At 64.1% G+C, this 23,553-nt stretch carries 23 protein-coding genes; 11 read left to right on the forward strand and 12 right to left on the reverse strand.

Annotated elements, in window-relative coordinates; all coding sequences use genetic code 11:
* Positions 1 to 59: 59 nt before the first annotated feature.
* The 4 genes from QO014_RS14320 to QO014_RS14335 form a co-directional block, all read right to left on the reverse strand.
* On the reverse strand, positions 60 to 365 hold the full coding sequence (locus QO014_RS14320) for a helix-turn-helix domain-containing protein (RefSeq protein WP_266349407.1): 306 nt from the start codon (positions 363 to 365) through the stop codon (positions 60 to 62).
* Positions 366 to 367: 2 nt separating this feature from the next.
* Positions 368 to 577: a hypothetical protein gene (locus QO014_RS14325; protein ID WP_266349408.1), complete on the reverse strand. Its 210-nt coding sequence runs from the start codon at positions 575 to 577 to the stop codon at positions 368 to 370.
* Between the two features lie 153 nt (positions 578 to 730).
* Positions 731 to 1,654 carry a response regulator transcription factor gene (locus tag QO014_RS14330; protein ID WP_266349409.1) on the reverse strand — a complete coding sequence of 308 codons (924 nt, stop codon included), beginning with the start codon at positions 1,652 to 1,654 and terminating at the stop codon, positions 731 to 733.
* Positions 1,647 to 5,012, reverse strand: a complete 3,366-nt coding sequence (locus QO014_RS14335; RefSeq protein WP_266349410.1) for an ATP-binding protein — start codon at positions 5,010 to 5,012, stop codon at positions 1,647 to 1,649. The genes QO014_RS14330 and QO014_RS14335 overlap by 8 nt, the downstream gene beginning before the upstream one ends.
* A gap of 366 nt (positions 5,013 to 5,378) precedes the next feature.
* On the opposite strand from QO014_RS14335, the gene urtA reads away from it, so the two are divergent.
* The 6 genes from urtA to urtE all read left to right on the forward strand — a co-directional run bounded on the left by urtA (position 5,379) and on the right by urtE (position 11,331).
* The gene (gene urtA / locus QO014_RS14340) at positions 5,379 to 6,626 is read left to right on the forward strand and encodes an urea ABC transporter substrate-binding protein (protein WP_370877159.1); all 1,248 of its coding nucleotides are present in this window, start codon (positions 5,379 to 5,381) and stop codon (positions 6,624 to 6,626) included.
* A 147-nt stretch (positions 6,627 to 6,773) separates the two neighbouring features.
* Positions 6,774 to 8,381, forward strand: a complete 1,608-nt coding sequence (gene urtB / locus QO014_RS14345; RefSeq protein ID WP_370877160.1) for an urea ABC transporter permease subunit UrtB — start codon at positions 6,774 to 6,776, stop codon at positions 8,379 to 8,381.
* On the forward strand, positions 8,378 to 8,566 hold the full coding sequence (locus QO014_RS14350; protein ID WP_266349412.1) for a hypothetical protein: 189 nt from the start codon (positions 8,378 to 8,380) through the stop codon (positions 8,564 to 8,566). Before urtB ends, QO014_RS14350 begins: the two co-directional genes overlap by 4 nt.
* Positions 8,563 to 9,726 (forward strand): urea ABC transporter permease subunit UrtC, encoded by a 1,164-nt coding sequence (gene urtC, locus QO014_RS14355; protein WP_307258301.1) that lies wholly within the window; start codon positions 8,563 to 8,565, stop codon positions 9,724 to 9,726. Before QO014_RS14350 ends, urtC begins: the two co-directional genes overlap by 4 nt.
* Entirely contained in the window at positions 9,726 to 10,475 is a 750-nt protein-coding gene (urtD, locus tag QO014_RS14360) for an urea ABC transporter ATP-binding protein UrtD (protein WP_266349413.1), read from the forward strand. The genes urtC and urtD overlap by 1 nt, the downstream gene beginning before the upstream one ends.
* Before the next feature lie 160 nt (positions 10,476 to 10,635).
* Positions 10,636 to 11,331: an urea ABC transporter ATP-binding subunit UrtE gene (gene urtE, locus QO014_RS14365; RefSeq protein ID WP_266349414.1), complete on the forward strand. Its 696-nt coding sequence runs from the start codon at positions 10,636 to 10,638 to the stop codon at positions 11,329 to 11,331.
* Here urtE and QO014_RS14370 read toward each other — a convergent pair.
* The 5 genes from QO014_RS14370 to QO014_RS14390 form a co-directional block, all read right to left on the reverse strand.
* Complete coding sequence (locus QO014_RS14370) at positions 11,321 to 11,530, reverse strand: hypothetical protein (RefSeq protein ID WP_266349415.1); 210 nt, start codon at positions 11,528 to 11,530, stop codon at positions 11,321 to 11,323. The two genes, urtE and QO014_RS14370, sit on opposite strands and share 11 nt — an antisense overlap.
* Before the next feature lie 133 nt (positions 11,531 to 11,663).
* A complete protein-coding gene (locus QO014_RS14375; protein ID WP_266349416.1) occupies positions 11,664 to 12,287 on the reverse strand; it encodes a 2-dehydro-3-deoxy-6-phosphogalactonate aldolase in 624 nt (207 codons plus the stop codon).
* Between the two features lie 10 nt (positions 12,288 to 12,297).
* Complete coding sequence (locus tag QO014_RS14380) at positions 12,298 to 13,233, reverse strand: 2-dehydro-3-deoxygalactonokinase (protein ID WP_266349417.1); 936 nt, start codon at positions 13,231 to 13,233, stop codon at positions 12,298 to 12,300.
* Positions 13,234 to 13,333: 100 nt separating this feature from the next.
* The gene (locus QO014_RS14385) at positions 13,334 to 13,756 is read right to left on the reverse strand and encodes a lysozyme inhibitor LprI family protein (RefSeq protein ID WP_266349418.1); all 423 of its coding nucleotides are present in this window, start codon (positions 13,754 to 13,756) and stop codon (positions 13,334 to 13,336) included.
* Between the two features lie 83 nt (positions 13,757 to 13,839).
* Positions 13,840 to 14,865 (reverse strand): substrate-binding domain-containing protein, encoded by a 1,026-nt coding sequence (locus QO014_RS14390; RefSeq protein WP_266349419.1) that lies wholly within the window; start codon positions 14,863 to 14,865, stop codon positions 13,840 to 13,842.
* Between the two features lie 399 nt (positions 14,866 to 15,264).
* Between QO014_RS14390 and QO014_RS14395 the strand changes: the two genes are divergently transcribed.
* The 5 genes from QO014_RS14395 (at position 15,265) to QO014_RS14415 (ending at position 21,257) form a co-directional block, all read left to right on the forward strand.
* Entirely contained in the window at positions 15,265 to 16,530 is a 1,266-nt protein-coding gene (locus QO014_RS14395) for an ABC transporter substrate-binding protein (protein WP_266349420.1), read from the forward strand.
* A 140-nt stretch (positions 16,531 to 16,670) separates the two neighbouring features.
* Positions 16,671 to 17,639 carry a carbohydrate ABC transporter permease gene (locus QO014_RS14400; protein ID WP_266349421.1) on the forward strand — a complete coding sequence of 323 codons (969 nt, stop codon included), beginning with the start codon at positions 16,671 to 16,673 and terminating at the stop codon, positions 17,637 to 17,639.
* On the forward strand, positions 17,639 to 18,469 hold the full coding sequence (locus tag QO014_RS14405; protein WP_266349422.1) for a carbohydrate ABC transporter permease: 831 nt from the start codon (positions 17,639 to 17,641) through the stop codon (positions 18,467 to 18,469). The genes QO014_RS14400 and QO014_RS14405 overlap by 1 nt, the downstream gene beginning before the upstream one ends.
* Positions 18,470 to 18,471: 2 nt before the next feature.
* Positions 18,472 to 20,142 (forward strand): beta-galactosidase BglA, encoded by a 1,671-nt coding sequence (bglA, locus tag QO014_RS14410; RefSeq protein WP_266349423.1) that lies wholly within the window; start codon positions 18,472 to 18,474, stop codon positions 20,140 to 20,142.
* A gap of 23 nt (positions 20,143 to 20,165) precedes the next feature.
* Positions 20,166 to 21,257, forward strand: a complete 1,092-nt coding sequence (locus QO014_RS14415) for an ABC transporter ATP-binding protein (protein ID WP_266349424.1) — start codon at positions 20,166 to 20,168, stop codon at positions 21,255 to 21,257.
* Between the two features lie 65 nt (positions 21,258 to 21,322).
* Here QO014_RS14415 and QO014_RS14420 read toward each other — a convergent pair whose 3' ends face one another.
* The 3 genes from QO014_RS14420 to QO014_RS14430 all read right to left on the reverse strand — a co-directional run bounded on the left by QO014_RS14420 (position 21,323) and on the right by QO014_RS14430 (position 23,539).
* A complete protein-coding gene (locus QO014_RS14420) occupies positions 21,323 to 21,625 on the reverse strand; it encodes a hypothetical protein (RefSeq protein WP_266349425.1) in 303 nt (100 codons plus the stop codon).
* Positions 21,626 to 21,899: 274 nt separating this feature from the next.
* Positions 21,900 to 22,457 carry a cysteine rich repeat-containing protein gene (locus QO014_RS14425; protein WP_266349426.1) on the reverse strand — a complete coding sequence of 186 codons (558 nt, stop codon included), beginning with the start codon at positions 22,455 to 22,457 and terminating at the stop codon, positions 21,900 to 21,902.
* 185 nt (positions 22,458 to 22,642) lie between these two features.
* On the reverse strand, positions 22,643 to 23,539 hold the full coding sequence (locus tag QO014_RS14430) for an SMP-30/gluconolactonase/LRE family protein (RefSeq protein WP_266349427.1): 897 nt from the start codon (positions 23,537 to 23,539) through the stop codon (positions 22,643 to 22,645).
* Positions 23,540 to 23,553 lie beyond the last annotated feature (14 nt).

The raw sequence follows: 23,553 nt of genomic DNA on the forward strand, positions 1-23,553 counted from the left end.
CTGGTGAAATATCGCCGTTACCGGCGCATGTGATCGCGGTCACAACGCGCCGGGCGCCGTCAAGGAGTGCCTGACGCCGCGCGTCGCACAGCGTCGGGATCGGTCTCTATCAAACGGAGCAACAGCGTGGTCGCGGCGTCCGGCCGGCGTCGGCCCTGCTCATAGGCCTCGATGGTCCGTGCGGGGATGTGGAACTCGGCTTCGAACGCCTTGGTGCTTGATGCAACGGAGCGGCGGATCGTGCGGATGCGGTCGGGCGTAAGGAGACCGGCGGGAACCTCATAGGTCTCCGACTGGCTCTCGCCACGCATGTAGGACGCCATCTCCTCGAAGGCCTCGACCAGATCATCGCCAACGTGGCTCATGTTCAATGTCCCTTAATGCCATCGATCGCAGCCAAAATTGCCCGCCGCTGGCTTTCATCCAGATCGTCCTGCTCGTTCTTCGGGTAGGCTGTCAGCATGAAGAGAACCGACGGCGCGACGGTAACGTAGTAGATAACCCGTCCGCCGCCCCTCTTGCCGCGGCCGTGAAGTCCGAACCGCGCGTTTCGAACGCCGCGCAGTCCCTTGACCATGGGATGGGCCTCGGGTGTGGCAGCGATCTACAATTCGATGTCGCGCATCGCCTCATCGTCGAGATCCATCGACTTGCAGGCCCGGAGATAAGGCTTCATCCGAACGACACGCATCGTATATACGCCTTCAGATGACTACGTCAATGACGTATCTCACGCCTCGCCCAGCGCCGTGAGTGCCACGACGGCGGCGGAGGCGCGGTTTTCGACGCCGAGCTTCTGGTAGACGGTTTCGAGGTGCTTGTTCACCGTGCGCGGCGAGAGCCCGAGGATCTCGCCAATGTCGCGGTTGGATTTGCCGCGCGCGATCCACAAGAGCACCTCCGCCTCGCGCTGCGTGACGGCGAACTGGCGGCGGAGCGCTGCTTCCTGTCCGCTGTCATCGTCGCTGGTCAGGCGGAACAGGAACTCGTCCTCGCCGGTATTGCCGAGGAAGGAGAGCTGCAATTGCCGTCCGCCCTCGACCACTATCGGCGTCGGTGGCGCCACATTGCCGCGCTGGCCGGAGGCGACCTTGAGCCAGACCTTGATGTTCTCCGGCAGGTGGATGGTGCCACCGCGCGTCGGAAGCGCGGCCTCGAGCAGCTTGACGGCCTGCGGAGTGCACCAGCGGATCTCGCCATCGCGATTGGCGGCGAGCAGGAATCGGCCCGCCGTGTCGAGCGCGAGGCGGGCGCTCTGTGCCGTGCGGGCATTGGCCAGATGCACGCGGATGCGCGCCAGCAGCACGTCGAGCACGATCGGTTTCGTCACATAGTCGACGCCGCCCGCCTCCAGCCCCTCCAATATGTGCTCGGTCTCCGAGAGGCCGGTCATGAAGATGATCGGCACATGGCTGAGCGCGGCGTTGGCCTTCAGGCGGCGGCAGGTCTCGAAACCATCCATGCCGGGCATCATCGCATCCATCAGGATGATGTCGGGCGTGATCCGCTCGACGAGGGCGAGCGCGCGCGCGCCTTCCGTGGCGACGAGCACGGTTGCGCCGGAATGCTCCAGCGCATCGGTCAGGAAGCTCAGCGTCTCGGGGGAATCGTCGACCACCAGCACGATGTCGCGGGCGCGTGAAATCTCAGTCATGCTCGCCCATCGCCTCCAGCACCGCGTGATATTGGTCGAAGTCGAAATTGCGGATGTGGATCCGCATCGCGGCGACGAACAGTTCGTTGTCCGCCTCCGCCGCCAATTGCTCGAGCTTCGCCTCGATGCCGCGGACATAGCCGATCCGGCCGAGATCGAGAAGCTCCCGCACATGGTCGGCGCCGGGGTTCCGGAGCGGCGCGGGCGGCTCGTGCCGCGGCGGTGTCGGCGCCTCGTCGATCCAGTCGAGCTTCAGGAGCGCCTGGATCCGGTCGAGCAATTGCCGGACGTCGAAGGGCTTGGGCAGCGCGCCGTCATGGGCGGTATCCTCCGTCGCCTCGGGATGCATCTCGCCGAGATTGGCCGAGAGCATGATGATCGGCGCGCCATGGCCGTTTTCGCGCAGCTTCAGCGCCAGTTCCCAGCCGGTCATCCCCGGCATGGAGATATCGAGCAGGAAGAGATCGGGCCGGATGTCGACGGTCAACGCCAGGCAGGCCGGGCCGTCGGCGACGGCCAGCACGATGAAGCCGATCGGCTCGAGGATCTGGCGGACGAGCTCGCGATGATCGTTGTCGTCATCGGCGACGAGCACGGTCCGGCGCGGACCATCATAGCCGAAGATGCGCCGGGCCGGCGGCGGCGCCGGGGCGGGGCGGTCGACGGCGGCGAGCATCAGCTTGACCTCGAAGGCGCTGCCCTGGCCTTCCACGCTGTGGAGGGCGATGTCGCCGCCCATCAGTTGCGCCAGCATCTTGGTGATGGTGAGCCCAAGTCCCGTACCCTGCACGGCCTTGGCCGTGGCCGAGGCGCCGCGCTCGAACGGCTCGAAGATGCGCTCGGCGTCCTCGGCTGGAACGCCGGGCCCCGTATCCGTCACAGTCAGGGTCGCGATCTGGCTGCGATAGCTGATCTTCAGCGTGACACTGCCGGCCTCGGTGAACTTGATCGCGTTGGAGAGCAGGTTGACCAGGATCTGGCGCAGCCGCTTCTCGTCGGTCGCGACGACTTCGGGCAGCCGCTTCGGTCGCTCGAAGCGGAAGCCGAGCCCCTTCGCCTCGGCCTGGAAGCGGAACATGTCGACGATCTGGTCGAGGAAATCGTCGAGGCGGATCTCGTTGCGCTGCAATTGCAGTCGCCCCGCCTCGATCCGCGAAATCTCCAGGAGCCCGTCGATCAGCCCCGAGAGATGCTCGGCGCTGCGGCGGATGACGCTGATATTGCCCTGCCGCGCGCGCGGGATCGTCTCGTCGCGCTCCAGGATCTGAGCATAGCCGAAGACGGCGTTGAGCGGCGTGCGCAGTTCGTGGCTGAGGCCGACCAGATAGCGGCTCTTGGCGAGGTTGGCGGCTTCCGCCACCTCCTTGGCGCGCTGGAGCTCGGCATCGGTCCGCCGATGGGCCTCGATTTCGCGCAACAGCAGCGTCGTCTGCCGCGCCGATTCTTCCTGCGCGACGTGGCGGCTCTCATTGGCGAGGACGAGGAACCATGAGGCGATGCCGGAGACGATCAGCAGGATGAAGAAGGCGGCCCAGAGGGTCTGGCCGATAATGGCGCTGTGGGCGCCGCCATAGGAGGTCGCCTGCACGTGGATCAGCAGCAGGACCAGGCTGATCACGCCCATGAAGAGCGTGAAGACGCCCAGATATTGCACGATGCGGGGGCTGATCCGCGCCGCCACGCTCGCCGGCATCACCGCCGAAACGGCCTCGCTCACCTGGATCTGGAGCCGCGCATGCGGCTTGCAGAGATCGTGGCAGCGCGCATCGAGCGAACAGCAGAGCGAGCAGATCGGGCCGGAATAGGCCGGGCAATAGGCCATGTCCTCCGGTTCGAAGGCGTGCTCGCAGACGGTGCAGATGATCTCCGTCCGGTTCTGCCAATGGGCACGCGGCTTGCGGGCAAGGTAATAGCGGCCCTTGGTGCCCCAGGCGATGGCGGGCGCCGCGACCAGCGAAGCGCCGAGCGCGATGAAGGGCGCGAGCGCCTTGGCGATCTCGCCGAACATGCCGACGGCCGCGATCAGGCCGAGCGCCGCCGCGATCCCCATGCCTCCGACGCCGACCGGGTTGATGTCGTAGAGATGCGCGCGCTTGAACTCGATGCCGGGTGGCGAGAGGCCGAGCGGCTTGTTGATGGCGAGGTCGGCGACGATCGTGCCGAGCCAGGCGACGGCGACGACCGAGAACAGGCCGAGCGTCTGTTCCAGCGCCTTGTAGATGCCGAGCTCCATCAGGAGGAGCGCAATGGCGACGTTGAACACGAGCCAGACGACGCGGCCGGGATGGCTGTGGGTCAGCCGCGAGAAGAAATTCGACCAGGCGAGCGAGCCCGCATAGGCGTTCATGACATTGATCTTCAACTGCGACACGACCACGAAGGCCGCCGTCAGGAACAGCGCCGCATCCTGCCAGGGCAGCACATAGCCGAAGGCCACGACATACATGCGCGCCGGCTCGGCCGCGTGCTCGGCCGGCACGCCATGGCGCAGCGCCAGCACCGCGAGGAACGAGCCGAACAGCAGCTTGGGCGCGCCGACGATGATCCAGCCCGCGCCGGCCAGCAGCGTCGCGATACGGCCGCGTCGGCCTTCCAGCCCGTGCGGCGGCAGGAAGCGGAGAATGTCCACCTGCTCGCCGATCTGCGGCATCAGGCCGAGAATGACCGAGCAGGCGGCGCCGAACGAGACGATGTCGAGCCCCGGGCCGTTGCCGTTCGCGACCGGCGTCAGGCCCTCGAAGGAAAGCCAGGCATGGACCGAGCCCCAATCCTGCCAGAGGATGAAGCCGACCGGCAGGATGTTCAGGATGATCCAGAGCGGCTGCGTCACGATCTGGAAGCGCGAAATCCAGGTGATGCCGTGCGTCACCAGCGGAATGACCGCAGCGGCCGAGAGCACATAGCCGAGCCAGGGCGGAATGCCGAAGGCGATCTCCAGCGCCGTCGTCATGATCGAGGCTTCGATCGCGAACAGGATGAAGGTGAAGGTGGCGTAGATCAGCGAGGTGATCGTCGAGCCGATATAACCAAAGCCGGCGCCACGGGTCAGCAGGTCGATGTCGACGCCGTAGCGCGCGGCATAGCGGGCGATCGGCAGGCCGGTGAGGAGCAGCACGATGCCGACCACCAGCGTCGCCGCGAGCGTGTTGTTGGTGCCGTGCGAGAGCGTGATGGCGCCGCCGACGGCCTCGAGGGCGAGGAACGAGATTGCGCCGATCGCCGTCTGCGCGACGCGCGGCCGCGTCCAGCGCCGGGCGCTCTTGGCCGTGAAGCGCAGCGCATAATCTTCCAGCGTCTGGTTCGCGACCCAGCGATTATATTCCCGGCGGACGGGAAGAATCCGCTGCCGTCCCGTCATCGATGCTGCTTACCTTCTAGTCCTGCCCAGAATTTCAGCGAAGAGTAGCGATCTGGCCTTGCCACGCAAGATCGAACTGCCCGCGCCGATGGCGTCGCATCCGCTCGCATGGCGCAGGCGCAAACGCACGCTCCCCTCCACCTACGTCAATCGACGTATATGCTGCGCTGCGCAAAATATCTGACATTTCCTGCTGAACGGACCCGGATTCTTCCTGTGGGAGACAGGCCGGTGTCGTTTCAACACTTAAACCACCACGGATGACCGCCTTAAGCCGAATGGCCGAAGCGCGGCGTCGCGTAACAGGGGGAATTCCAGATGTTGAACAAGGTGAGCCGCACCGTCGGCGCTCTTGCAACGGCGGCCATGCTCGGCGCCGGTGTATCGAGCGCCTTCGCGGCAGACGACACGATCAAGGTCGGCGTCCTGCATTCGCTCTCGGGCACGATGGCGATCTCCGAGACGACGCTGAAGGACACGGTCCTCTTCCTTATCGACGAGCAGAACAAGAAGGGTGGCGTTCTCGGCAAGAAGCTCGAGGCCGTCGTGGTCGATCCGGCCTCGAACTGGCCGCTCTTCGCCGAAAAGGCACGCGAGCTGATCAGCCAGGACAAGGTTTCGGTCGTGTTCGGCTGCTGGACCTCGGTGTCCCGCAAGTCGGTCCTGCCGGTGTTCAAGGAGCTCGACTCGATCCTCTTCTACCCGGTCCAGTACGAGGGCGAGGAATCCGAGCGCAACGTCTTCTACACGGGCGCCGCTCCGAACCAGCAGGCGATCCCCGCCGTCGACTATCTGATGAGCGATGAAGGCGGCGCCGTGAAGCGCTGGGTGCTGGAAGGCACCGACTACGTCTATCCGCGCACGACCAACAAGATCCTCGAGGCGTATCTGCTCTCGAAGGGTGTGGCCGCTGAAGACATCATGGTCAACTACACGCCGTTCGGCTTCTCCGACTGGCAGACCGAAGTTTCCGCGATCAAGAAGTTCGGCTCGGCCGGCAAGAAGACCGCCGTCGTCTCGACCGTCAATGGCGATGCCAACGTTCCCTTCTACAAGGAACTCGGCAACCAGGGCATCAAGGCTGAAGACATCCCCGTCGTGGCGTTCTCGGTCGGTGAAGAAGAGCTCGCCGGCATCGACACCAAGCCGCTCGTCGGTCATCTGGCCGCCTGGAACTACTTCCAGTCGATCGATACGCCGGAGAACGAGGAGTTCATCAAGAAGTGGCGCGCGTTCATCAAGAACGACAAGCGCACCACCAATGACCCGATGGAAGCCACCGTCATCGGCTTCAACGCCTGGGTGAAGGCCGTTGAAAAGGCCGGCACGACGGCTCCCGATGCGGTCATCGATGCGCTGATCGGCGTCTCGGTCCCGAACCTGACCGGCGGCTTCTCGACGATCATGCCGAACCACCACATCACCAAGCCGGTCTATATCGGCGAAATCCAGGACGACGGCCAGCTCGACGTCGTGTGGAAGACCCCGGGCCTCGTGGTCGGTGACGAGTGGTCGGACTACCTGCCCGACTCGAAGGACCTGATCTCGGATTGGCGTGCTCCGATGTCCTGCGGCAACTTCAACGTTAAGACCGGAAAGTGCGGCGGCTCCTGAGCCAACCGCCCGGCACGGATCATGCAATGATCCGGCATGAATGACGACGGGAGGCGGCTTGCCGCCTCCCGATCCGACAGACCGGCGGCCGAGACCGCCGCCATCATCCCGAAGACAGAACTGGTACCGCCGACCATGCGCCTGTCCATGCCGACCCTCGCTACGCTCGCCACCGCGCTGATGCTGATGCTGGGCGTTCTCAAGCCGGCCTATGGCGCCGATATCAGGTCCACGGTCAACGCGCTCGGCCAGGGCGACTATGTGGCGCTGCAGACGGCGATCGGTACGCTCGCCGCGACCGGCGATCCGGCGGCCGCGACCACGCTGCAGGCCCTTTCCGACGGTGATCTCTATATCCGTACCGCCGACGGCGCCGTTTTCAAGGCGGTCAAGTCCGGCGACGGCTATGCGCTGACCGACACGGTCACCGGCGCCGATGCGGGTATGGCGGCCTCGTCCGAGATCACGAAGGTCAAGGTCAACAACAAGCTCCGCGGCGTGATCCGCGCCGCCATGGGGTCGCTCACGCTGATGAGCCCGGACCCCAAGCAGCGTTTCGCGGCTGCAACCGACATCTTCAAGAGCGGCGACGCGGAAAAGATCCCGCTGCTCGATCAGGCGATCGCCAAGGAAACCGACCCGGCCATCACCAGGCTGCTGACCGATGCGCGCGCGGCAGCCGTGCTGAAATCCGACCTCCCGGAAGCCGACAAGATCGCCGCGGTCAACGTGCTGGCGGCGCGTGGCGACCAGGATGCGCTCGCGATCCTCACCAATGCCAGCGGCGCGGCGCAAGGCGCCCTGAAGCCCGCCATTGACGGCGCGATCTCGACGATCGAAGGCACGCTCAAGCTGTGGCAGGGCGTCCAGAACATCTGGTACGGCGTCTCGCTCGGCTCGGTGCTGCTGCTCGCCGCGATCGGCCTCGCCATCACCTTCGGCGTGATGGGCATCATCAACATGGCGCATGGCGAAATGGTCATGCTCGGCGCCTACACGACCTTCGTCGTGCAGGAGATCATCCGGAACAATTATCCGGGCCTGTTCGACTGGTCGCTCGCCATCGCGCTGCCGCTCGCCTTCCTCGTCTCCGGCGCGGTCGGCGTGCTGATCGAGCGCTCGGTGATCCGCTTCCTCTATGGCCGTCCGCTCGAGACGCTGCTCGCCACCTGGGGCATCTCGCTGATCCTGCAGCAGGCGGTCCGCACCTATTTCGGCCCCAATAACCGCGAGGTCGGCAACCCGTCCTGGATGTCCGGCTCGTTCGATCTCGGCAATCTCGCGATCACCTACAACCGCATGTGGATCGTGGTGTTCTCGCTCGGCGTGTTCGCTGTGCTGATGCTGGTGCTGAAGCGCACGCCGTTCGGCCTGCAGACCCGCGCCGTGACGCAGAACCGCCCGATGGCGTCCTCGATGGGCATTCGCACGCCGCTGGTCGACGCGCTGACCTTCGGCCTCGGCTCGGGCATTGCGGGCATTGCCGGCGTGGCGCTCAGCCAGATCGACAATGTGAGCCCCAATCTCGGCCAGAGCTACATCATCGACAGCTTCATGGTCGTGGTGTTCGGCGGCGTCGGCAATCTCTGGGGCACGCTGGTCGGCGCCTTCACGCTCGGCATCGCCAACAAGTTCCTGGAGCCCTATGCGGGCGCCGTCCTCGCCAAGATCGTGGTGCTCGTCTGCATCATCCTCTTCATCCAGAAGCGTCCGCGGGGCCTGTTCGCCCTCAAGGGCCGGTCGGTGGAATCATGATGATGATCGCGCGCGCCGTGGCGCAGACCGAATGGCTCGCAGGCCACCCGTCGCCCCTCGCGGCGTTCGACAAGGGCCGGAACGACACTGGCGAGCGGCCTGCTTATGGCTTGGCATTGGATCGTCCGGAACAGCCCAGTCCCTTGGTTGCCGGCACTGAACGGGAAGAAAGAGGCCAGTCGTGATCACCGCTTTCATCTTCCGCGCGCTCGACAAGAAGACCTGGGCCGTCCTGATCATCCTGCTGGCCGTCGGCATCATCCTGCCGGTTCTCAGCATCGTGACCGACCCGTCGAGCGCGTTCCATGTGCCGACCTATCTGATCGCCCTGCTCGGCAAATATCTCTGCTATGCGCTGCTGGCGCTCGCGGTCGATCTCGTCTGGGGCTATTGCGGCATCCTCTCGCTCGGCCACGCTGCCTTCTTCGCGCTCGGCGGCTATGCCATGGGCATGTATCTGATGCGCCAGATCGGCGCGCGCGGCGTCTATGCCAATCCGATCCTGCCGGATTTCATGGTCTTCCTGAATTGGACCGAGCTTCCGTGGTTCTGGTACGGCTTCAACCATTTCTGGTTCGCCATGATCATGGTGCTGGCGGTGCCGGGCCTGCTCGCCTTCGTCTTCGGCTGGTTCGCCTTCCGCTCGCGCGTCACGGGCGTCTATCTCTCGATCATCACCCAGGCGATGACCTATGCGCTGCTGCTTGCCTTCTTCCGCAACGATATGGGCTTTGGCGGCAATAACGGCCTGACGGATTTCAAGGATATTCTCGGCTTCAACATTCAGGCGCCCGAGACGCGCGGCGTGCTGTTCTTCTGCTCCGCACTCGCGCTCGCGCTCGGCTTCCTGATCTGCCGCGCCGTGATCGCGTCGAAATTCGGCAAGGTGCTGATCGCCGTGCGTGATGCGGAGAGCCGCACCCGCTTCATCGGCTATCGCGTCGAGGGCTACAAGCTCGTGGTCTTCGTACTCTCCGCCATGATGGCGGGCGTTGCCGGCGCGCTTTATGTGCCGCAGATCGGCATCATCAATCCCGGCGAATTCGCCCCGGCCAATTCGATCGAGGCGGTGATCTGGGTCGCCGTCGGCGGCCGCGGCACGCTGATCGGGCCGATCGTCGGCGCACTTCTGGTGAATTTCGGCAAGACCTGGTTCACCAGCGGCATGCTCGCCGAATATTGGCTCTTCGTGCTCGGCGCGCTGTTCATCGCCGTCACGCTGTTCCTGCCCAAGGGCGTGGTGGGCGCGATCCTCGCCCGTACGCAGAAGAAGCCCGACGAATCCAAGGCGCCACCGGCGGTCTCGCCGATCCAGGCGAGCCAGGCCGCCGAGGAGGGCGCGTGATGGAAAAGGCCAAGAACTCGCTGCTCTATCTCGACGGCGTCTCGGTTTCCTTCGACGGTTTCAAGGCGCTCCGCTCGCTGTCCATGGTGATCGAGCCGGGCGAGATGCGCGCCATCATCGGCCCGAACGGCGCCGGCAAGACGACGATGATGGATGTCATCACCGGCAAGACCAAGCCCGACGAAGGCGACGTCTATTTCGCCGGCAATACCGACCTGACGCGCATGGACGAAGCCTCGATCGCCTCGCTCGGCATCGGGCGCAAGTTCCAGAAGCCGACCGTCTTCGAAAGCCATACCGTCTGGGACAATATCGACCTGGCGCTCGCCGGCGTGCGGAAGCCGTTCGCGACCTTGTTTCATCGCACGACGAAGCGGGAAATCGACCGGATCGACGAGATCCTGGCGACCATCCGCCTCGGCGACAAGCGCAACTGGCTCGCGGCCAATCTCTCGCATGGTCAGAAGCAGTGGCTCGAGATCGGCATGTTGCTGGCGCAGGAGCCGCAACTGCTGCTGGTCGACGAGCCGGTCGCCGGAATGACCGATGCCGAGACGGTCCAGACTGCGATCCTGCTCAAGGAAATCGCCAAGACCAAATCGGTCATCGTGGTCGAGCACGACATGTCGTTTGTCCGCGACCTCGATGTGAAGGTGACGGTTCTGCACCAGGGATCGGTGTTGTCGGAGGGCACGCTCGATGCCGTTTCGGCCGATCCGACGGTGATCGAGGTCTATCTCGGGCGGTAATTCGCCTGTTACCAGTCGGGGGGGCGGGAACGGGTCCGTTCGGTTCGTGTGGGGCCGGCCGGACGGATCCGGAACCCCGCACAGTGTCGAAGTCAGAGAGTCCTGCAGCGAGGCGGATCGCCGCTCGCGGCAAATGCTCCAGTCGGAGAAGGTCGAAGACATGCTCGAAGCGAAGAATGTCGATCTCTATTACGGCGCCGCTCAGGCGCTGCGCGACGTGTCTTTGACCGCGACGACGGGCAAGGTCACCTGCCTGATGGGCCGCAACGGCGTCGGCAAGACCAGCCTCTTGCGCGCCATCGTCGGCCAGAAACCGATCGCATCGGGCGAAATCGTCTGGGAGGGCAAGGTGCTCGGGCGCTCCGCCGCCTATGATCGCGCCAAGGCCGGCATCGCCTATGTGCCTCAGGGGCGCGAGATCTTCCCGCTGTTGACGGTGAAGGAAAACCTGGAAACCGGATATGCGCCGCTTTCGCGCAAGGACCGCTATATCCCGGACTATATCTTCGACCTGTTTCCCGTCCTCAAGGACATGCTGGGCCGGCGCGGCGGCGATCTGTCCGGCGGCCAGCAGCAGCAACTGGCGATCGGGCGCGCCCTTGTCACGCGCCCGCGCCTGCTCGTCCTCGACGAGCCGACCGAGGGCATCCAGCCCTCGATCATCAAGGATATCGGCCGCGCGATCAAATGGCTCCGCGAGCAGGGAACGATGGCGATCCTGCTGGTCGAGCAATATTTCGATTTCGCGCACGAACTCGCCGATACCTTCGCCGTGATGGATCGCGGCGAAGTGGTTGCATCAGGTACGCAGGCCGAAATGGGGAGCGAAACCGTCCGGGCTCACCTCACAGTCTGAAGCAGCGCTCCAGCAATGTGATGTCCCGTGCCTGGGCGCGCTGCCGCATCCCATCGTGCTTTTCCGCCATCTTGCGATAGAGCGCACGAATATCGTCCGAGCGTACGCCGTCGCTGGTCATGAGCATCGCAATGATGGGCTCATGCAGAAGTTCGTTAAGCGACGATTCCTTGCGGAAGCAGGCGTTGGAGTCGTTCATCACGGGGCTCCTTCGGACATTCGGGTTATGTGAACGTCCGAAAGATTACGCGACCGCGTGACAAATGTACGAACGAAGCCTTAAATCGACTTCACAATTGCTTGATGCTGCAAAGCAATACAGCGCCGGCTGATTATATTGCGGCGTCGTAGGCGGTCACGAGTTCGCGGGCCCGGGCGCCGATTTCAGCGGCCGTCAGTCCGGGCTTGTAGAGCGACGAGCCGATGCCGAAGCCGTCGCAGCCAGCCTTCAGGAAGTCCGCGAAATTGGATGCGCCGGCACCGCCGACGGCCATGACGGGCACATGCTTCGGCAGCACCGCCTTGATCGCCTTGATGCCGGACGTGCCGATCAGCTCGGCCGGGAAGAACTTGAGCGCGTCCGCGCCGGCCTCGAGCGCGGCGAAGGCCTCGGTCGGCGTGAAGACGCCGGGATAGGATTCGAGCCTCAGTTCCTTGGTGCGCGCGATGACCGCCGGGTTGGCGTTGGGCGACACGATGATCTCGCCGCCGACATCCTTGACGGCCACGACATGGGCTTCGGTCAGCACCGTGCCCGCTCCGACCTTGGCCCGGCCGTTCGAGCGCTTGGCTATCCGCTCGATCGAGACGAAGGGATCGGGCGAGTTGAGCGGGACCTCGATCAGCGTGATGCCGGCCGCGACGAGTTCCTCGAACACCGCCTCGGCCTCGCCGGGCGTGATGCCGCGCAGGATCGCGACGAGCGGACGATGATGGGCGAAGAGCGGATGGGTCATGATGGAGATCTCACAGGAGGCCGTTGGCGCGGGCGAGCCGGACGAGGCCGCGGCGGACGAGGGCGGAACCGTCCTTTGCCTCCGCTTCGAGGCCGGCGACGTTGAAGGCGGTGACATAGGCGCGGGCGAGCGTGCGCGAGCCGACGATGCGAATGGGGCGGCCGGCCTCGATCAGGCCCATCTGCCGCGCGGCTGCGATCTCGCCGCCGATCACGAGGCCTGAGAGATAAGCGAGATTATCGTCGCCCGAGACGCCGTTCAGCAACTGGCGGACGCGAACGGAGAAGATGGCGCCGAGGAAGGGCAGGTCCTCGACTGCCGTGCGTCGCACGGCGAGCGCGAAATCGGCAGTGCCGGCCAGATCGTCGGCATCCTCGGCGACCGAATGGCGCAGGAAGGACTTCCGCGCCAGCAATTCGAACATCTCGCCGGTCATGAAGGTCTGGAAATTGACGATCCCGCCCTTGGCGACGACCGCCCATTTCGAATGGGTTCCCGGCAGGATGACGATGCCGTTGAAATCGGGATCTTCCTCGATCAGGCCGACGAGCTGCGTCTCCTCGCCGCGAATGACGTCGCCGTCGCGCGTCTCGGAGCGCAGCACCAGTCCGGGGACGATCGCAACGGGGCGATGATCGCTGGTCTGGAAGCGCAGCAACTGGCCGCCGAGCGCGTCGGCCGAGGTCGGCACGGCGACGTAAGCTGCCTCGTGCCAGCCCTGCCGGCTGCCGACCATGCCGGCCATGATCGCCGGCACTTTCGGCCAGTCCGCGACCAGGGCGTTGAACGCGTCTTCATGGCCACTGCCGCCGAGCGCGCCAATGCCGTCGGCGCTGTCCGCCTCGGCGATCACGGCACCGGCCCGATCGAGCAGCATGGCGCGGCATCGCGTCGTGCCCCAATCGACGGCGATCAGGGCGGCATCCTCAATTCGTGCGGCAGGCATTGTCGTGATCCGTGCATTCCGATGAAGGCGAGCCCTTGTTCGACGCCGCGGCGTAACTGTCAAGTACTGACGGGTGCCGCGTCGCCGATCGAGCTGTGCGTTACTGCATGTCGGGCAAATAGCTCCTGAGGGTCAGGACGCGATTCTTGACCATCTCGACATTCTGTCGATTGAGCGTGACCCGGATCAACGTGCCACGGTCATTGATCCAGGGCCCGGTTTCGAACTTCCGCTCGGCATCGCGATAGGCGATCCACTGCCGCTGCGACCGCTTCAGCAGGCCCCGGGACTTGGCGTCCAACGACTTGTTGAGGGCGAGATAGACGGTGTTCAGTTCCTTGTCCCAGGCGTCATAGGCCGTGGTCAGGCACTGCACCATGCCCGCCGTCGATTGCCCGTCGGCGCTGTCGAGGCAGGTGGCGAGAGCCGCGTCGATCGGATCGACGGGGCTGTCCTCGGCGAATGCCGGGCTGGCGAGGGCGAGCGCCGCCGCGAAGCCGAGACTGACTGCAACGATGCGCATGACCGCTTACTCCCTGACAAAGGACCTGCAGCAACGAAGCCCGTGCTGCAATCGACCGATTTCGACCGATCGGGCGGTCGCGGTCAATCCCTTGGCGCAGGTCCCGTCGAGCCGCGAACAACCAGCTCGACCGGCCACAATTCGTGGATCGTCTCCGGGGCGCGGCCTTCGACCAGCAACTCCATCAGCAGTTCGCCCACCCGCTTGCCGGCGGCGCGGATCGACGAGCGCGTCGTCGACATGGTCGGCACCATGACGTCGGGATTGAGGAACGGGAAGACGTCGTCATGGGCGATCATGGAGACGTCGCGGCCGAGTTCGAGGCCTGCGGCGCGGATCGCGCGGAAGGCGCCGAGCGACATCATCATCGACGACACCAGCAGCGCCGTCGGGCGTGGACGCTCGGCGAGGAACCGCGCCGTGATGCGATAGCCGATCTCGTCGGTCATCAGGCCATTCGCGACGAATGCTTCGTCGACGGCCAGGCCGTGGGCATTGAGCGCCCGGCGAAAGCCATTCTCGCGGTCGCGGGCGAATGTGTGCCGCGTCTCGCCATTGATCAGGCCGATCCGGCGATGACCGAGATCGAGCAGATGCTTGGTCGCGTGATGGAACGCACCCTCATTGTCGATGTCGAGCCAGGCATGTGGAATGTGGCTCTCGGTGCGGCCGTGGAGCACGAAGGGAAGGCCGAGCTCGGTCAGGAGGCCGACGCGCTCGTCCACCACCGTCGGGCTCGACAGAATCACGGCATCGACCCGGCCTCCGAGCGCCATCCGGCGATAGGTCGCCAATTCGTCGGATCCCTTGGTGGGGGACAGGACGATGTCGATTTCGTCGCGCAGCAGGCGCTCGCCGAGGCCCGCCTGGAATTCGATATAATGTGGATCGAGCAGCATGTTGCGATCGGTGGGAAGCACGATGCCGATCGCGCCGGCGCGCCCGGTCGCCAATCGCCGCGCGCTGGCATTCGGCCGGTAGTCGTGGCGGCGCGCGGCCTCCATCACGCGCTGGCGTGTTTCCTCGTTGACCTCGGGATATCCGTTGAGCGCCCGGCTCACGGTCGTCTGCGACAGACCGAGATGCGAAGCCAGTTCCTTGAGCTTCATTGAGCTCTGTTCCTCCCTTTGAATCTATTCAAAGCGCTTTCAATCGGGCTTGCAAGTTCCTTGGTCGCCCAACGCACAACGAACCGATGCATGTTGCGATGCACCATGGGTGTGGCCGGTCGAAATTCACCAATGAATCAAGCGAATATCATGATTTATCATACGAATTTCTGTGCCTCTCGTGTTGCGTCGCACAGAATTGCGCTGGCGCGTCCGGCTTGACAGTCGCGCGGCTAGCTGTTCATTTCACCTCAAAGCGCTTTGAGCTGTGCCGCGACATGTCATGGCGTCGACGCGTTTTGGGCAGAGGGGAGCCGATCGTGCCTCCGCTTGCAAAAGCGGTACGGGGTGCAGCCTCTCTCGCAGCGGAACTTGATTGTTTCTCAGGGAGGTTTATCGATGAAATTGCGCTCAGCGCTCATGGCCTTCGGTGCCGCGGTCGTGATGACCGGCACCGCCCATGCGGCCAATCTTTCGATTGTTTCCGGTGACACGGGCAACGGCCTGGCAGTCCTCCGCGAAAAGCTCGACATTTACGAGAAGACGTCGGGCAACAAGGTCACCATCGTCCCGATGCCGTCTTCCACGACGGACCAGTTCGGCCAGTACAAGCTCTGGCTCGCCGCCGGCAATTCCGACATCGACGTCTACCAGACGGACGTGATCTGGGCGCCGCAACTCGCCGAGCAACTCGTCGACCTGACCGAGGCGACCAAGGACGTCATCGGCCAGCATTTCCCGTCGATCGTCCAGTCGCAGACGGTGAATGGCAAGCTCGTCGCCATGCCGCTCTTCACCGACGCGCCGGCGCTCTATTATCGCAAGGACCTGCTCGAGAAGTACGGCAAGACCGCGCCGAAGACCTGGGCAGAACTGGCGGCGACCGCCAAGGAAATCCAGGACAAGGAACGTGCGGCTGGCGCCAAGGATCTCTGGGGCTTCGTCTGGCAGGGCAACGCCTATGAAGGCCTGACCTGCAACGCGCTCGAATGGGTCATGTCGTATGGCGGCGGCCAGATCGTCGAGCCCGATGGCGAGATCTCGATCAACAATCCGCAGGCCGTTGCGGCCATTGAGGAAGCCAAGAGCTGGGTGAACACCATCTCCCCGCCCGGCGTCCTCGCCTATCAGGAAGAAGAGGCGCGCGGCGTCTGGCAGACCGGCAATGCCGTGTTCATGCGCAACTGGCCTTATGCTTATTCGCTCGGTGAAGGCGCGGATTCCGCGATTAAGGGCAAGTTCGACGTCGCGCCGCTTCCGGCCGGCACGGGCGACAAGGCCCGCTCGGCCGCCACGCTCGGCGGCTGGAACCTCGCGGTCTCGAAATATTCGAAGAACCAGAAGGAAGCCATCGACCTCGTCAAGTTCCTGACGTCGAAGGAAATGCAGAAGAAGCAGGCGATCGAGGCCTCCAACCTGCCGACCATCATCGATCTCTATGATGATGCCGAGATCGCCAAGGCCGTGCCGATCATTCCGCGCTGGAAGGACGTTTTCCTGAACGCCGTTCCGCGTCCTTCGGCCCCGACCAAGGTCAAGTACAACGAAGTCTCGTCGAACTTCTGGACCGCGGTCCACAACAGCCTCGCCGGCAGCGGCACCACGGCTGACAACCTCGAGCTGCTCGAGGCCCAGCTGACGAAGCTGAAGGGTAACGGCTGGTAGTCCGACCCTCGGCCGGCGGGCCCTGAAACGGGCCTCCGCCGGCCGGTTGACGTTCTCGGCGCGGCGGCTACCTTTGGTATCCGCCGCATCGTTCAAGAAGGCCAAGGGCCGGACTAGCCGGTCGGGGGAGCGAAAAAACCATGGCAGTGGCAGAAACGATCGCCGAGCCGGCCGCGCAAGCCGGATCGGATCTCCTGCGCCAACGCGTGCGCGCCGCCTGGATATTCCTGGCGCCCATGTTGATCGTCCTGGCGCTGGTCGCGGGATGGCCGCTGCTTCGCAGCATTTACTTTTCCTTTACCAATGCCTCGCTGACCAATCTGGAAGCGCGGCAATGGATCGGCTTCGAGAACTACCTGTCCTGGATCACGCTGAAGAGCGGCAAGACGGTCTATGACGGCCTGCTCGTCGATCCGCTCTGGTGGAAGTCGGTCTGGAATACGGTCCGCTTCACCATCGTCTCGGTGACGCTGGAGACCATTTTCGGCATGATGGTCGCGCTGGTCCTGAATGCGGATTTCCGCGGCCGGGGCATCGTGCGCGCCGCCATTCTGGTGCCGTGGGCGATCCCGACGATCGTCTCCGCCAAGATGTGGGCCTGGATGCTGAACGACCAGTTCGGCATCATCAATGACATCCTGCTCAATCTCGGCCTGATCTCGCAGAAGATCGCCTGGACGGCCAATCCCGACACCGCGATGCTCGCCGTGCTGATCGTCGACATCTGGAAGACGACGCCCTTCATGGCGCTCCTGATCCTGGCGGGCCTGCAGATGATCCCCGGCGACATCTACGAGGCGGCCAAGATCGACGGCGTCAATCCGGTCAAGGTGTTCTGGAAAGTGACGCTGCCGCTGGTGCGCCCGGCGCTGATGGTCGCGATCATCTTCCGCATGCTCGACGCACTCAGGATCTTCGACCTGATCTACGTGCTGACCGCCAACAATGCGCAGACCAAGACCATGTCGGTCTTCGCCCGCGAAAACCTGTTCGATTTCGACAAGTTCGCCTATGGCTCGGCGGCGTCGACGATGCTGTTCCTGATCCTGACCGTGATTACGATCCTCTACATCATTATTGGCAAGGTCAATTTCGAGGGAGGCCGCTGATGCTCTGGCACATCGTCAAGCGCGTAGCCTTCTATGCGCTGGTGATCGGGATCGTCGTCATCTCGCTGTTCCCGTTCTATTACGCGATCATCACCTCGTTCAAATCGGGCACGGCGCTGTTCGTGGTCAATTACTGGCCGACCAGCTTCTCGCTCGCCAACTATACGCAGGTGCTGACGACCGGCAGCTTCGTCCGCAATCTCGGCAATTCGCTGTTCATCGCCTCGGTGGTGGTCGTGATCTCGCTGCTGCTCGCGGTCACGGCGTCCTTTGCGCTGTCGCGCGTCCGCTTCCGCGGCCGCTCGCTGCTGCTCTTCACCATCCTCGCCGTCTCGATGTTCCCGCAGATCGCGGTGCTCTCGGGCCTGTTCGAGCTGATCCGCTTCTTCGGCATCTTCAACACGCCGTTCGCGCTGATCTTCGCCTACATGATCTTCACGCTGCCGTTCACGGTCTGGGTGCTGACGACCTTCATGCGCGACCTTCCCGTCGAGATCGAGGAAGCCGCGATCGTCGATGGCGCCTCGCCCTGGGTGATCGTGACAAAGGTCTTCCTGCCGCTGATGTGGCCGGCACTGGTCACGACGGGCCTGCTCGCCTTCATCGCGGCGTGGAACGAGTTCCTGTTCGCGCTCACCTTCACCTCGTCCAACAATACGCGCACGGTGCCGGTCGCGATCGCCCTTCTGTCGGGCGCGACGCAATATGAAATCCCCTGGGGCAACATCATGGCGGCGTCGGTCATAGTGACCGTGCCGCTGGTCGTCCTTGTCCTGATTTTCCAACGCAAGATCATTTCCGGCCTGACCGCCGGCGGCGTGAAGGGCTGATAATGAACGAGATCGTTTCCGGTAGTGCGCTGGGTGGAGCCGGCGCCGTCGATGCGGATTGGTGGCGCGGTGCCGTCATCTACCAGATCTATCCGCGCTCCTTTCAGGACACGAACGATGATGGCGTCGGCGATCTCAAGGGCATAGCGGCGCGGCTCGACCACATCGCCACGCTCGGTGCCGATGCCATCTGGATCTCGCCGTTCTTCAAGTCGCCGATGAAGGATTTCGGCTACGACGTGTCGGACTACACCGCCGTCGACGGCCTCTTCGGCACGATCGAGGATTTCGATCATCTGATCGCCGAGGCGCACGCTCGCGGCATCAAGGTCATGATCGACCAGGTCCTGTCGCACACCTCGGACCAGCATGCCTGGTTCAAGGAGAGCCGGTCGTCCAAGGACAATGACAAGGCAGATTGGTATGTCTGGGCGGATGCGAAGCCCGATGGCACCCCGCCCAACAACTGGCTGTCGATCTTCGGCGGTTCAGCCTGGGAGTGGGAGACCACCCGCTGCCAATATTACCTGCACAACTTCCTGACGTCGCAGCCGGATTTGAACTTCCACTGCATGGCCGCGCAGGATGCGCTGCTCGATACGGTCGAGTTCTGGCTGAAGCGCGGCGTCGACGGCTTCCGCCTCGATACGGTGAATTTCTACGTCCACTCGCAGGGGCTGGAGAACAATCCGCCATCGGCGCTGGAAGATCGCAATTCGCCCGAGGCGCCGGCCGTCAATCCCTATAACTGGCAGGATCATATCCACGACAAGAGCCAGCCCGAGAACCTTGCCTTCCTGCAGCGGCTGCGCGCCCTGCTCGATCGCTATCCGGGCCAGACGACCGTCGGTGAGATCGGCGACGGACCGCGTTCACTGAAGACGATGGCGGCCTATACGTCGGGCGGCGACAAGCTGCACATGTGCTACACGTTCGATTTCCTGAGCCCGATCTTCACGAAGGAACATTTCGTCAACCGGATCAAGGCTTTCGAGGCGATCGTCGGCGATGGCTGGCCGTGCTGGGCCTTCTCGAACCACGATATCGTCCGCCATGTCAGCCGCTGGACGAAGGATGGCGACTTTGACGCCGTCGCCAAGATCGCCGCGGCGATCCTCTTGTCGCTGCGCGGTTCGGTTTGCCTCTATCAGGGCGAGGAACTCGGCCTGACCGAAGCCGATATCGCCTTTGAAGACCTGCAGGATCCCTATGGCATTCGCTTCTGGCCCGAATTCAAGGGTCGTGACGGTTGCCGTACGCCGATGGTGTGGGAATCGAATGCCGCCTATGCCGGCTTCTCCAATCACAAGCCCTGGCTGCCGATCCCGCAGGAGCACATTGCCCGCGCGGTTAACCGCGAGGAGCCGGATCATTCCTCGGTTTTCGCTCAGTACCGGCGCATGATCGCGCTTCGTCATGCGCATCCCGCGCTGATCAAGGGCTCGATCTCATTCGTCGACACGCCGGATGACGTGCTCGGATTTGTTCGCGAATTCGAGGGCGAGAAGATCCTTTGCATCTTCAACCTCGGCACCGCGGCCGTCACGGCGCCGCTGCCGGCGGGCCTCGACGTCACCGCGCTCGAAGGGCATGGCTTCACGGCCTCGCTGCATCCCGTCGAGCGCACCATCAGCCTCGGGGGACGCGACGCGTTCTTCGGAAAGATAGCCTGAAGGGGCAGGGAAGGGGAACGAACATGGCCGGCTTGCTTCTTCGCGGCATCAAGAAGACCTATGGCACCGTCAAGGTGCTGCACGGCATCGATCTCGACATCAAGTCAGGCGAGTTCATCGTCTTCGTCGGGCCGTCCGGTTGCGGCAAGTCCACGCTGCTGCGGCTGATCGCGGGGCTCGAGGACATTACGGCCGGCACGCTGCAGATCGACGGCGAGGTCGTGAACCAGCTGGCGCCGTCGAAGCGCGGCATCGCCATGGTGTTCCAGTCCTATGCGCTCTACCCGCATATGACGGTCTACGACAACATGGCCTTCGGCATGAAGCTCGCCAAGGGCCACAGCCAGGACGAGATCGACAAGCGCGTGCGCCAGGCGGCCGACGTCCTGCAGATCACGCCCTATCTCGATCGCCTGCCCAAGCAGCTTTCCGGCGGCCAGCGCCAGCGCGTCGCGATCGGGCGCGCCATCGTGCGCGATCCCAAGGTATTCCTGTTCGACGAACCGCTTTCAAACCTCGATGCGGCGCTGCGCGTCCAGACGCGCATCGAGATCAACAAGCTGCATGAGAGCATGCCGGGCGTGACGATGATCTATGTCACGCATGATCAGGTCGAGGCGATGACGCTGGCCGATCGCATCGTCGTGCTGAATGCCGGCCGGGTCGAGCAGGTCGGCGCGCCGATGGAGCTCTACCACAATCCGGATAATCTCTTCGTCGCGCGCTTCCTCGGCTCGCCGTCGATGAACACGATCCCCTGCGTGATCGAGTCGGGCGGCAGCGATCCCCGCGTCAAGCCGGATGGCTGCGCATCGATCCCCGTCAAGGCAACGATTCCGGCCAGCGCCGCGGGGACCAAGGGCACCTTCGGCGTTCGGCCGGAAGATCTCGAAATCACCACCGGCGATTTCTCCATCTTCCGCGGTACGGTCGATATCGTCGAGCAGCTCGGTGAGGTCACGCTCATCTATGTCGATGTCGGCACGACCGAGCCGGTCGTCGCGAAGATCGCCAATGATATTCCGGTGGCCAAGGGCGACAAGGTCGCGCTGACCACCGAACTTCGCCACCTGCACGTCTTCGACGAGAAGGGCATCGCCTATCCTCGCACCTGAGGCGCGGGGATTTGCCTTATCTGCCCCACGCGGCGCGAAACGCGCTCCGTGGGGCGGGCCGCGCTTCAGTAGCGGCCGACGCGATTGACCGGGCCGCCGCGATTGCCGACATAGCCCGGCGCGACACCGACGCCCGGCGCGCCGACGCCGACCGAGCCGACGCCCACGCGCGGCGTCACGACGACGGGCGCCCTGACGACCGGTGCGACGACGACCGGTGCCGGACGCACGACACAGCCCTGCGGCACGCCGGCGGTCTTGCAGTAGACGACGGCTTCGGCCGATCCAGTGCCGACCATCATCATGCCGATGCCGGCCAGGGCGAGAAGCGCATGGCCACGATGAGTCGAGCGCGTTCCAAGAAACATAGGGTGTCCTCCCAAGGTCTTTCTGATGATCGTGCCGGGAAATCCGGTCGACCGATGGCGTCTATCTAATTGATTTGATGCGTTTCCTTCACGCGAACCGGTATCCACTTCGCTCGGAAACGCTCTCAGGCGAAGTGACTGCGGGACAATCCGGACAGGCCGCAAAGGGGCGGTCCCCTTCACTTCCGACAACTTAAGACCCGGACTCAGTCCCGGCCTGCCGGAGAGCGTATTCAGCGTCCCCGGCTGACGGTCTCGATCGTCTCGAGCGACCTCAGCGCGCTACCGAACCGAGCGCGCTCTTGCAGGTCGATGAAAGCTGTGCCGCATGCGCCGAGAGGCAGGCCGCCGCGCCACCGCCGCCAAGGCGCACAGTGCTGCAGAAACGGCGGAAATCCGGGCCGCAGGATTGGCGCACCAGCACCATTTCCTGGCGCGGCGAGAGCTGCGGAGCGGGCGCGGCCTTCGGCGTAGTGGCCGCCGGCTTCGCCGGAGCCGCAGGAGCGGTTGCCGCCGGAGCGGTTGTCGCGGGGGCCGTTGCCGCCGGAGCCGTCGTTGCGGGCGCGCTGGCCGCCGGGGGCGGGCTCGCGGCCGAAACGGCGGACTGGCACGATGGCGAGAGGCTGGCGAGGTTCTTCTGCAGGCATTGCAGGGCGTCGGCGCCGCCGGGCGACACGCCGGAGCAATGGGCGCGAAAATCGCTTTGGCAAGCCGAGCGGATGGCCGATTGCTGGGCCGCCGTCGGCGCCTGCGCAGAGGCGGCGCCGGCCGAAACCAGGATCATCGCCAACAGGGAGAAGACCAGCCGCTCAAGACGGTGGACATAGTTCATCGCGACAGCCCTCCAAGACAGGGCTTCGTCTAGCACGTGGCGGGAATGCCTGCAAACGAGCAATTTGGGGCAGGACATTCCAGATATGCCGTCCGCGACGAACAATTTGGTACTGTATCGTCGCAGCGCAATATGGGCGGCAGCCATTGATGGATTGCCGCCGCCCGAAAGCTGATGTCGCGGTTTCAGCGATCGATCTTGAAGATATTCTCCGGCAGGCCGGGCACGTCGACGCGGTAACTGAACAGCCCGCCTGCGAGCCGCTCGAGCGGTCCATCGCCTCCGCGCGCCGTGGTGATATAGAGCGTCTTCAGGTCCGCGCCGCCAAATGTGCAATTGGTGATGTTGCCGACCGGCATGTCGATCACGCGATCGGTATGGCCTTCCGGCGAAATGCGGACGATGCAGCCGCCGCCATAGCGCGCATTCCAGACATAGCCGGCGCTGTCGATCTGGGAGCCATCCGGCGAGCCGCGTTCGAAATCGGCGAAGAAGGGCTTCTCATGCGCGATCGCGCCGGTCGCCACGTCATAGTCGAATGACCAGATCTCGTTCTTGAGCGTGTCGGCCGTGTAGAACCGCTTGCGGACGAGGTCCCAGCACATGGTGTTGGAGATGCCGATCTGCGATTTGAGCGTTTCGACCTTGCCGTCGCGGGTGACGCGGTAGAGGCCGCCGAGGGGTGGGCCGTCGATTTCGACGCCATCGCCATTCGGTGCGACATTATTGAACATCGAGCCTATGATCAGAGCGCCGAACGGGTCCGGACGGCCGTCATTGAGGCGCGCCGCGGGCACGTTCTTCTCGGGATGGGCAAAATCCGCGCGGGCATCATTGGCCGGCTGCCAGAGAATGACCTTGGATCCGAGCGCCACGATCAGCGTGCCGGGACGGTCGGTCAGACCGATCGTCGTGACCGGTTCGTTGAAGAACCAATGGCGCGTCGTCTTTGTTTCGGGATCGAAACGATGGATCAGGAAGCGGTTGATGTCGCACCAGTAGACGGCCCGCTCGGCCGCATGCCAGACCACGCCCTCACCACAGGTGTCGCCGGCCGGCACAACGCAGACGGGATCCGTCATTCTCTTTCCTCCTT

It is taken from the genome of Kaistia dalseonensis (assembly GCF_030814715.1).
Taxonomy (GTDB): domain Bacteria; phylum Pseudomonadota; class Alphaproteobacteria; order Rhizobiales; family Kaistiaceae; genus Kaistia; species Kaistia dalseonensis.

Bases quoted from the DNA above. Each gene is read 5' to 3' on its own strand.
- QO014_RS14320 (WP_266349407.1), bottom strand. From the start codon at position 365: ATGAGCCACGTTGGCGATGATCTGGTCGAGGCCTTCGAGGAGATGGCG.
- QO014_RS14325 (WP_266349408.1), bottom strand. From the start codon at position 577: ATGGTCAAGGGACTGCGCGGCGTTCGAAACGCGCGGTTCGGACTTCAC.
- QO014_RS14330 (WP_266349409.1), bottom strand. From the start codon at position 1,654: ATGACTGAGATTTCACGCGCCCGCGACATCGTGCTGGTGGTCGACGAT.
- QO014_RS14335 (WP_266349410.1), bottom strand. From the start codon at position 5,012: ATGACGGGACGGCAGCGGATTCTTCCCGTCCGCCGGGAATATAATCGC.
- urtA (WP_370877159.1), top strand. From the start codon at position 5,379: ATGCTCGGCGCCGGTGTATCGAGCGCCTTCGCGGCAGACGACACGATC.
- urtB (WP_370877160.1), top strand. From the start codon at position 6,774: ATGCCGACCCTCGCTACGCTCGCCACCGCGCTGATGCTGATGCTGGGC.
- QO014_RS14350 (WP_266349412.1), top strand. From the start codon at position 8,378: ATGATGATGATCGCGCGCGCCGTGGCGCAGACCGAATGGCTCGCAGGC.
- urtD (WP_266349413.1), top strand. From the start codon at position 9,726: ATGGAAAAGGCCAAGAACTCGCTGCTCTATCTCGACGGCGTCTCGGTT.
- urtE (WP_266349414.1), top strand. From the start codon at position 10,636: ATGCTCGAAGCGAAGAATGTCGATCTCTATTACGGCGCCGCTCAGGCG.
- QO014_RS14370 (WP_266349415.1), bottom strand. From the start codon at position 11,530: ATGAACGACTCCAACGCCTGCTTCCGCAAGGAATCGTCGCTTAACGAA.
- QO014_RS14375 (WP_266349416.1), bottom strand. From the start codon at position 12,287: ATGACCCATCCGCTCTTCGCCCATCATCGTCCGCTCGTCGCGATCCTG.
- QO014_RS14380 (WP_266349417.1), bottom strand. From the start codon at position 13,233: ATGCCTGCCGCACGAATTGAGGATGCCGCCCTGATCGCCGTCGATTGG.
- QO014_RS14385 (WP_266349418.1), bottom strand. From the start codon at position 13,756: ATGCGCATCGTTGCAGTCAGTCTCGGCTTCGCGGCGGCGCTCGCCCTC.
- QO014_RS14390 (WP_266349419.1), bottom strand. From the start codon at position 14,865: ATGAAGCTCAAGGAACTGGCTTCGCATCTCGGTCTGTCGCAGACGACC.
- QO014_RS14395 (WP_266349420.1), top strand. From the start codon at position 15,265: ATGAAATTGCGCTCAGCGCTCATGGCCTTCGGTGCCGCGGTCGTGATG.
- QO014_RS14400 (WP_266349421.1), top strand. From the start codon at position 16,671: ATGGCAGTGGCAGAAACGATCGCCGAGCCGGCCGCGCAAGCCGGATCG.
- QO014_RS14405 (WP_266349422.1), top strand. From the start codon at position 17,639: ATGCTCTGGCACATCGTCAAGCGCGTAGCCTTCTATGCGCTGGTGATC.
- bglA (WP_266349423.1), top strand. From the start codon at position 18,472: ATGAACGAGATCGTTTCCGGTAGTGCGCTGGGTGGAGCCGGCGCCGTC.
- QO014_RS14415 (WP_266349424.1), top strand. From the start codon at position 20,166: ATGGCCGGCTTGCTTCTTCGCGGCATCAAGAAGACCTATGGCACCGTC.
- QO014_RS14420 (WP_266349425.1), bottom strand. From the start codon at position 21,625: ATGTTTCTTGGAACGCGCTCGACTCATCGTGGCCATGCGCTTCTCGCC.
- QO014_RS14425 (WP_266349426.1), bottom strand. From the start codon at position 22,457: ATGAACTATGTCCACCGTCTTGAGCGGCTGGTCTTCTCCCTGTTGGCG.
- QO014_RS14430 (WP_266349427.1), bottom strand. From the start codon at position 23,539: ATGACGGATCCCGTCTGCGTTGTGCCGGCCGGCGACACCTGTGGTGAG.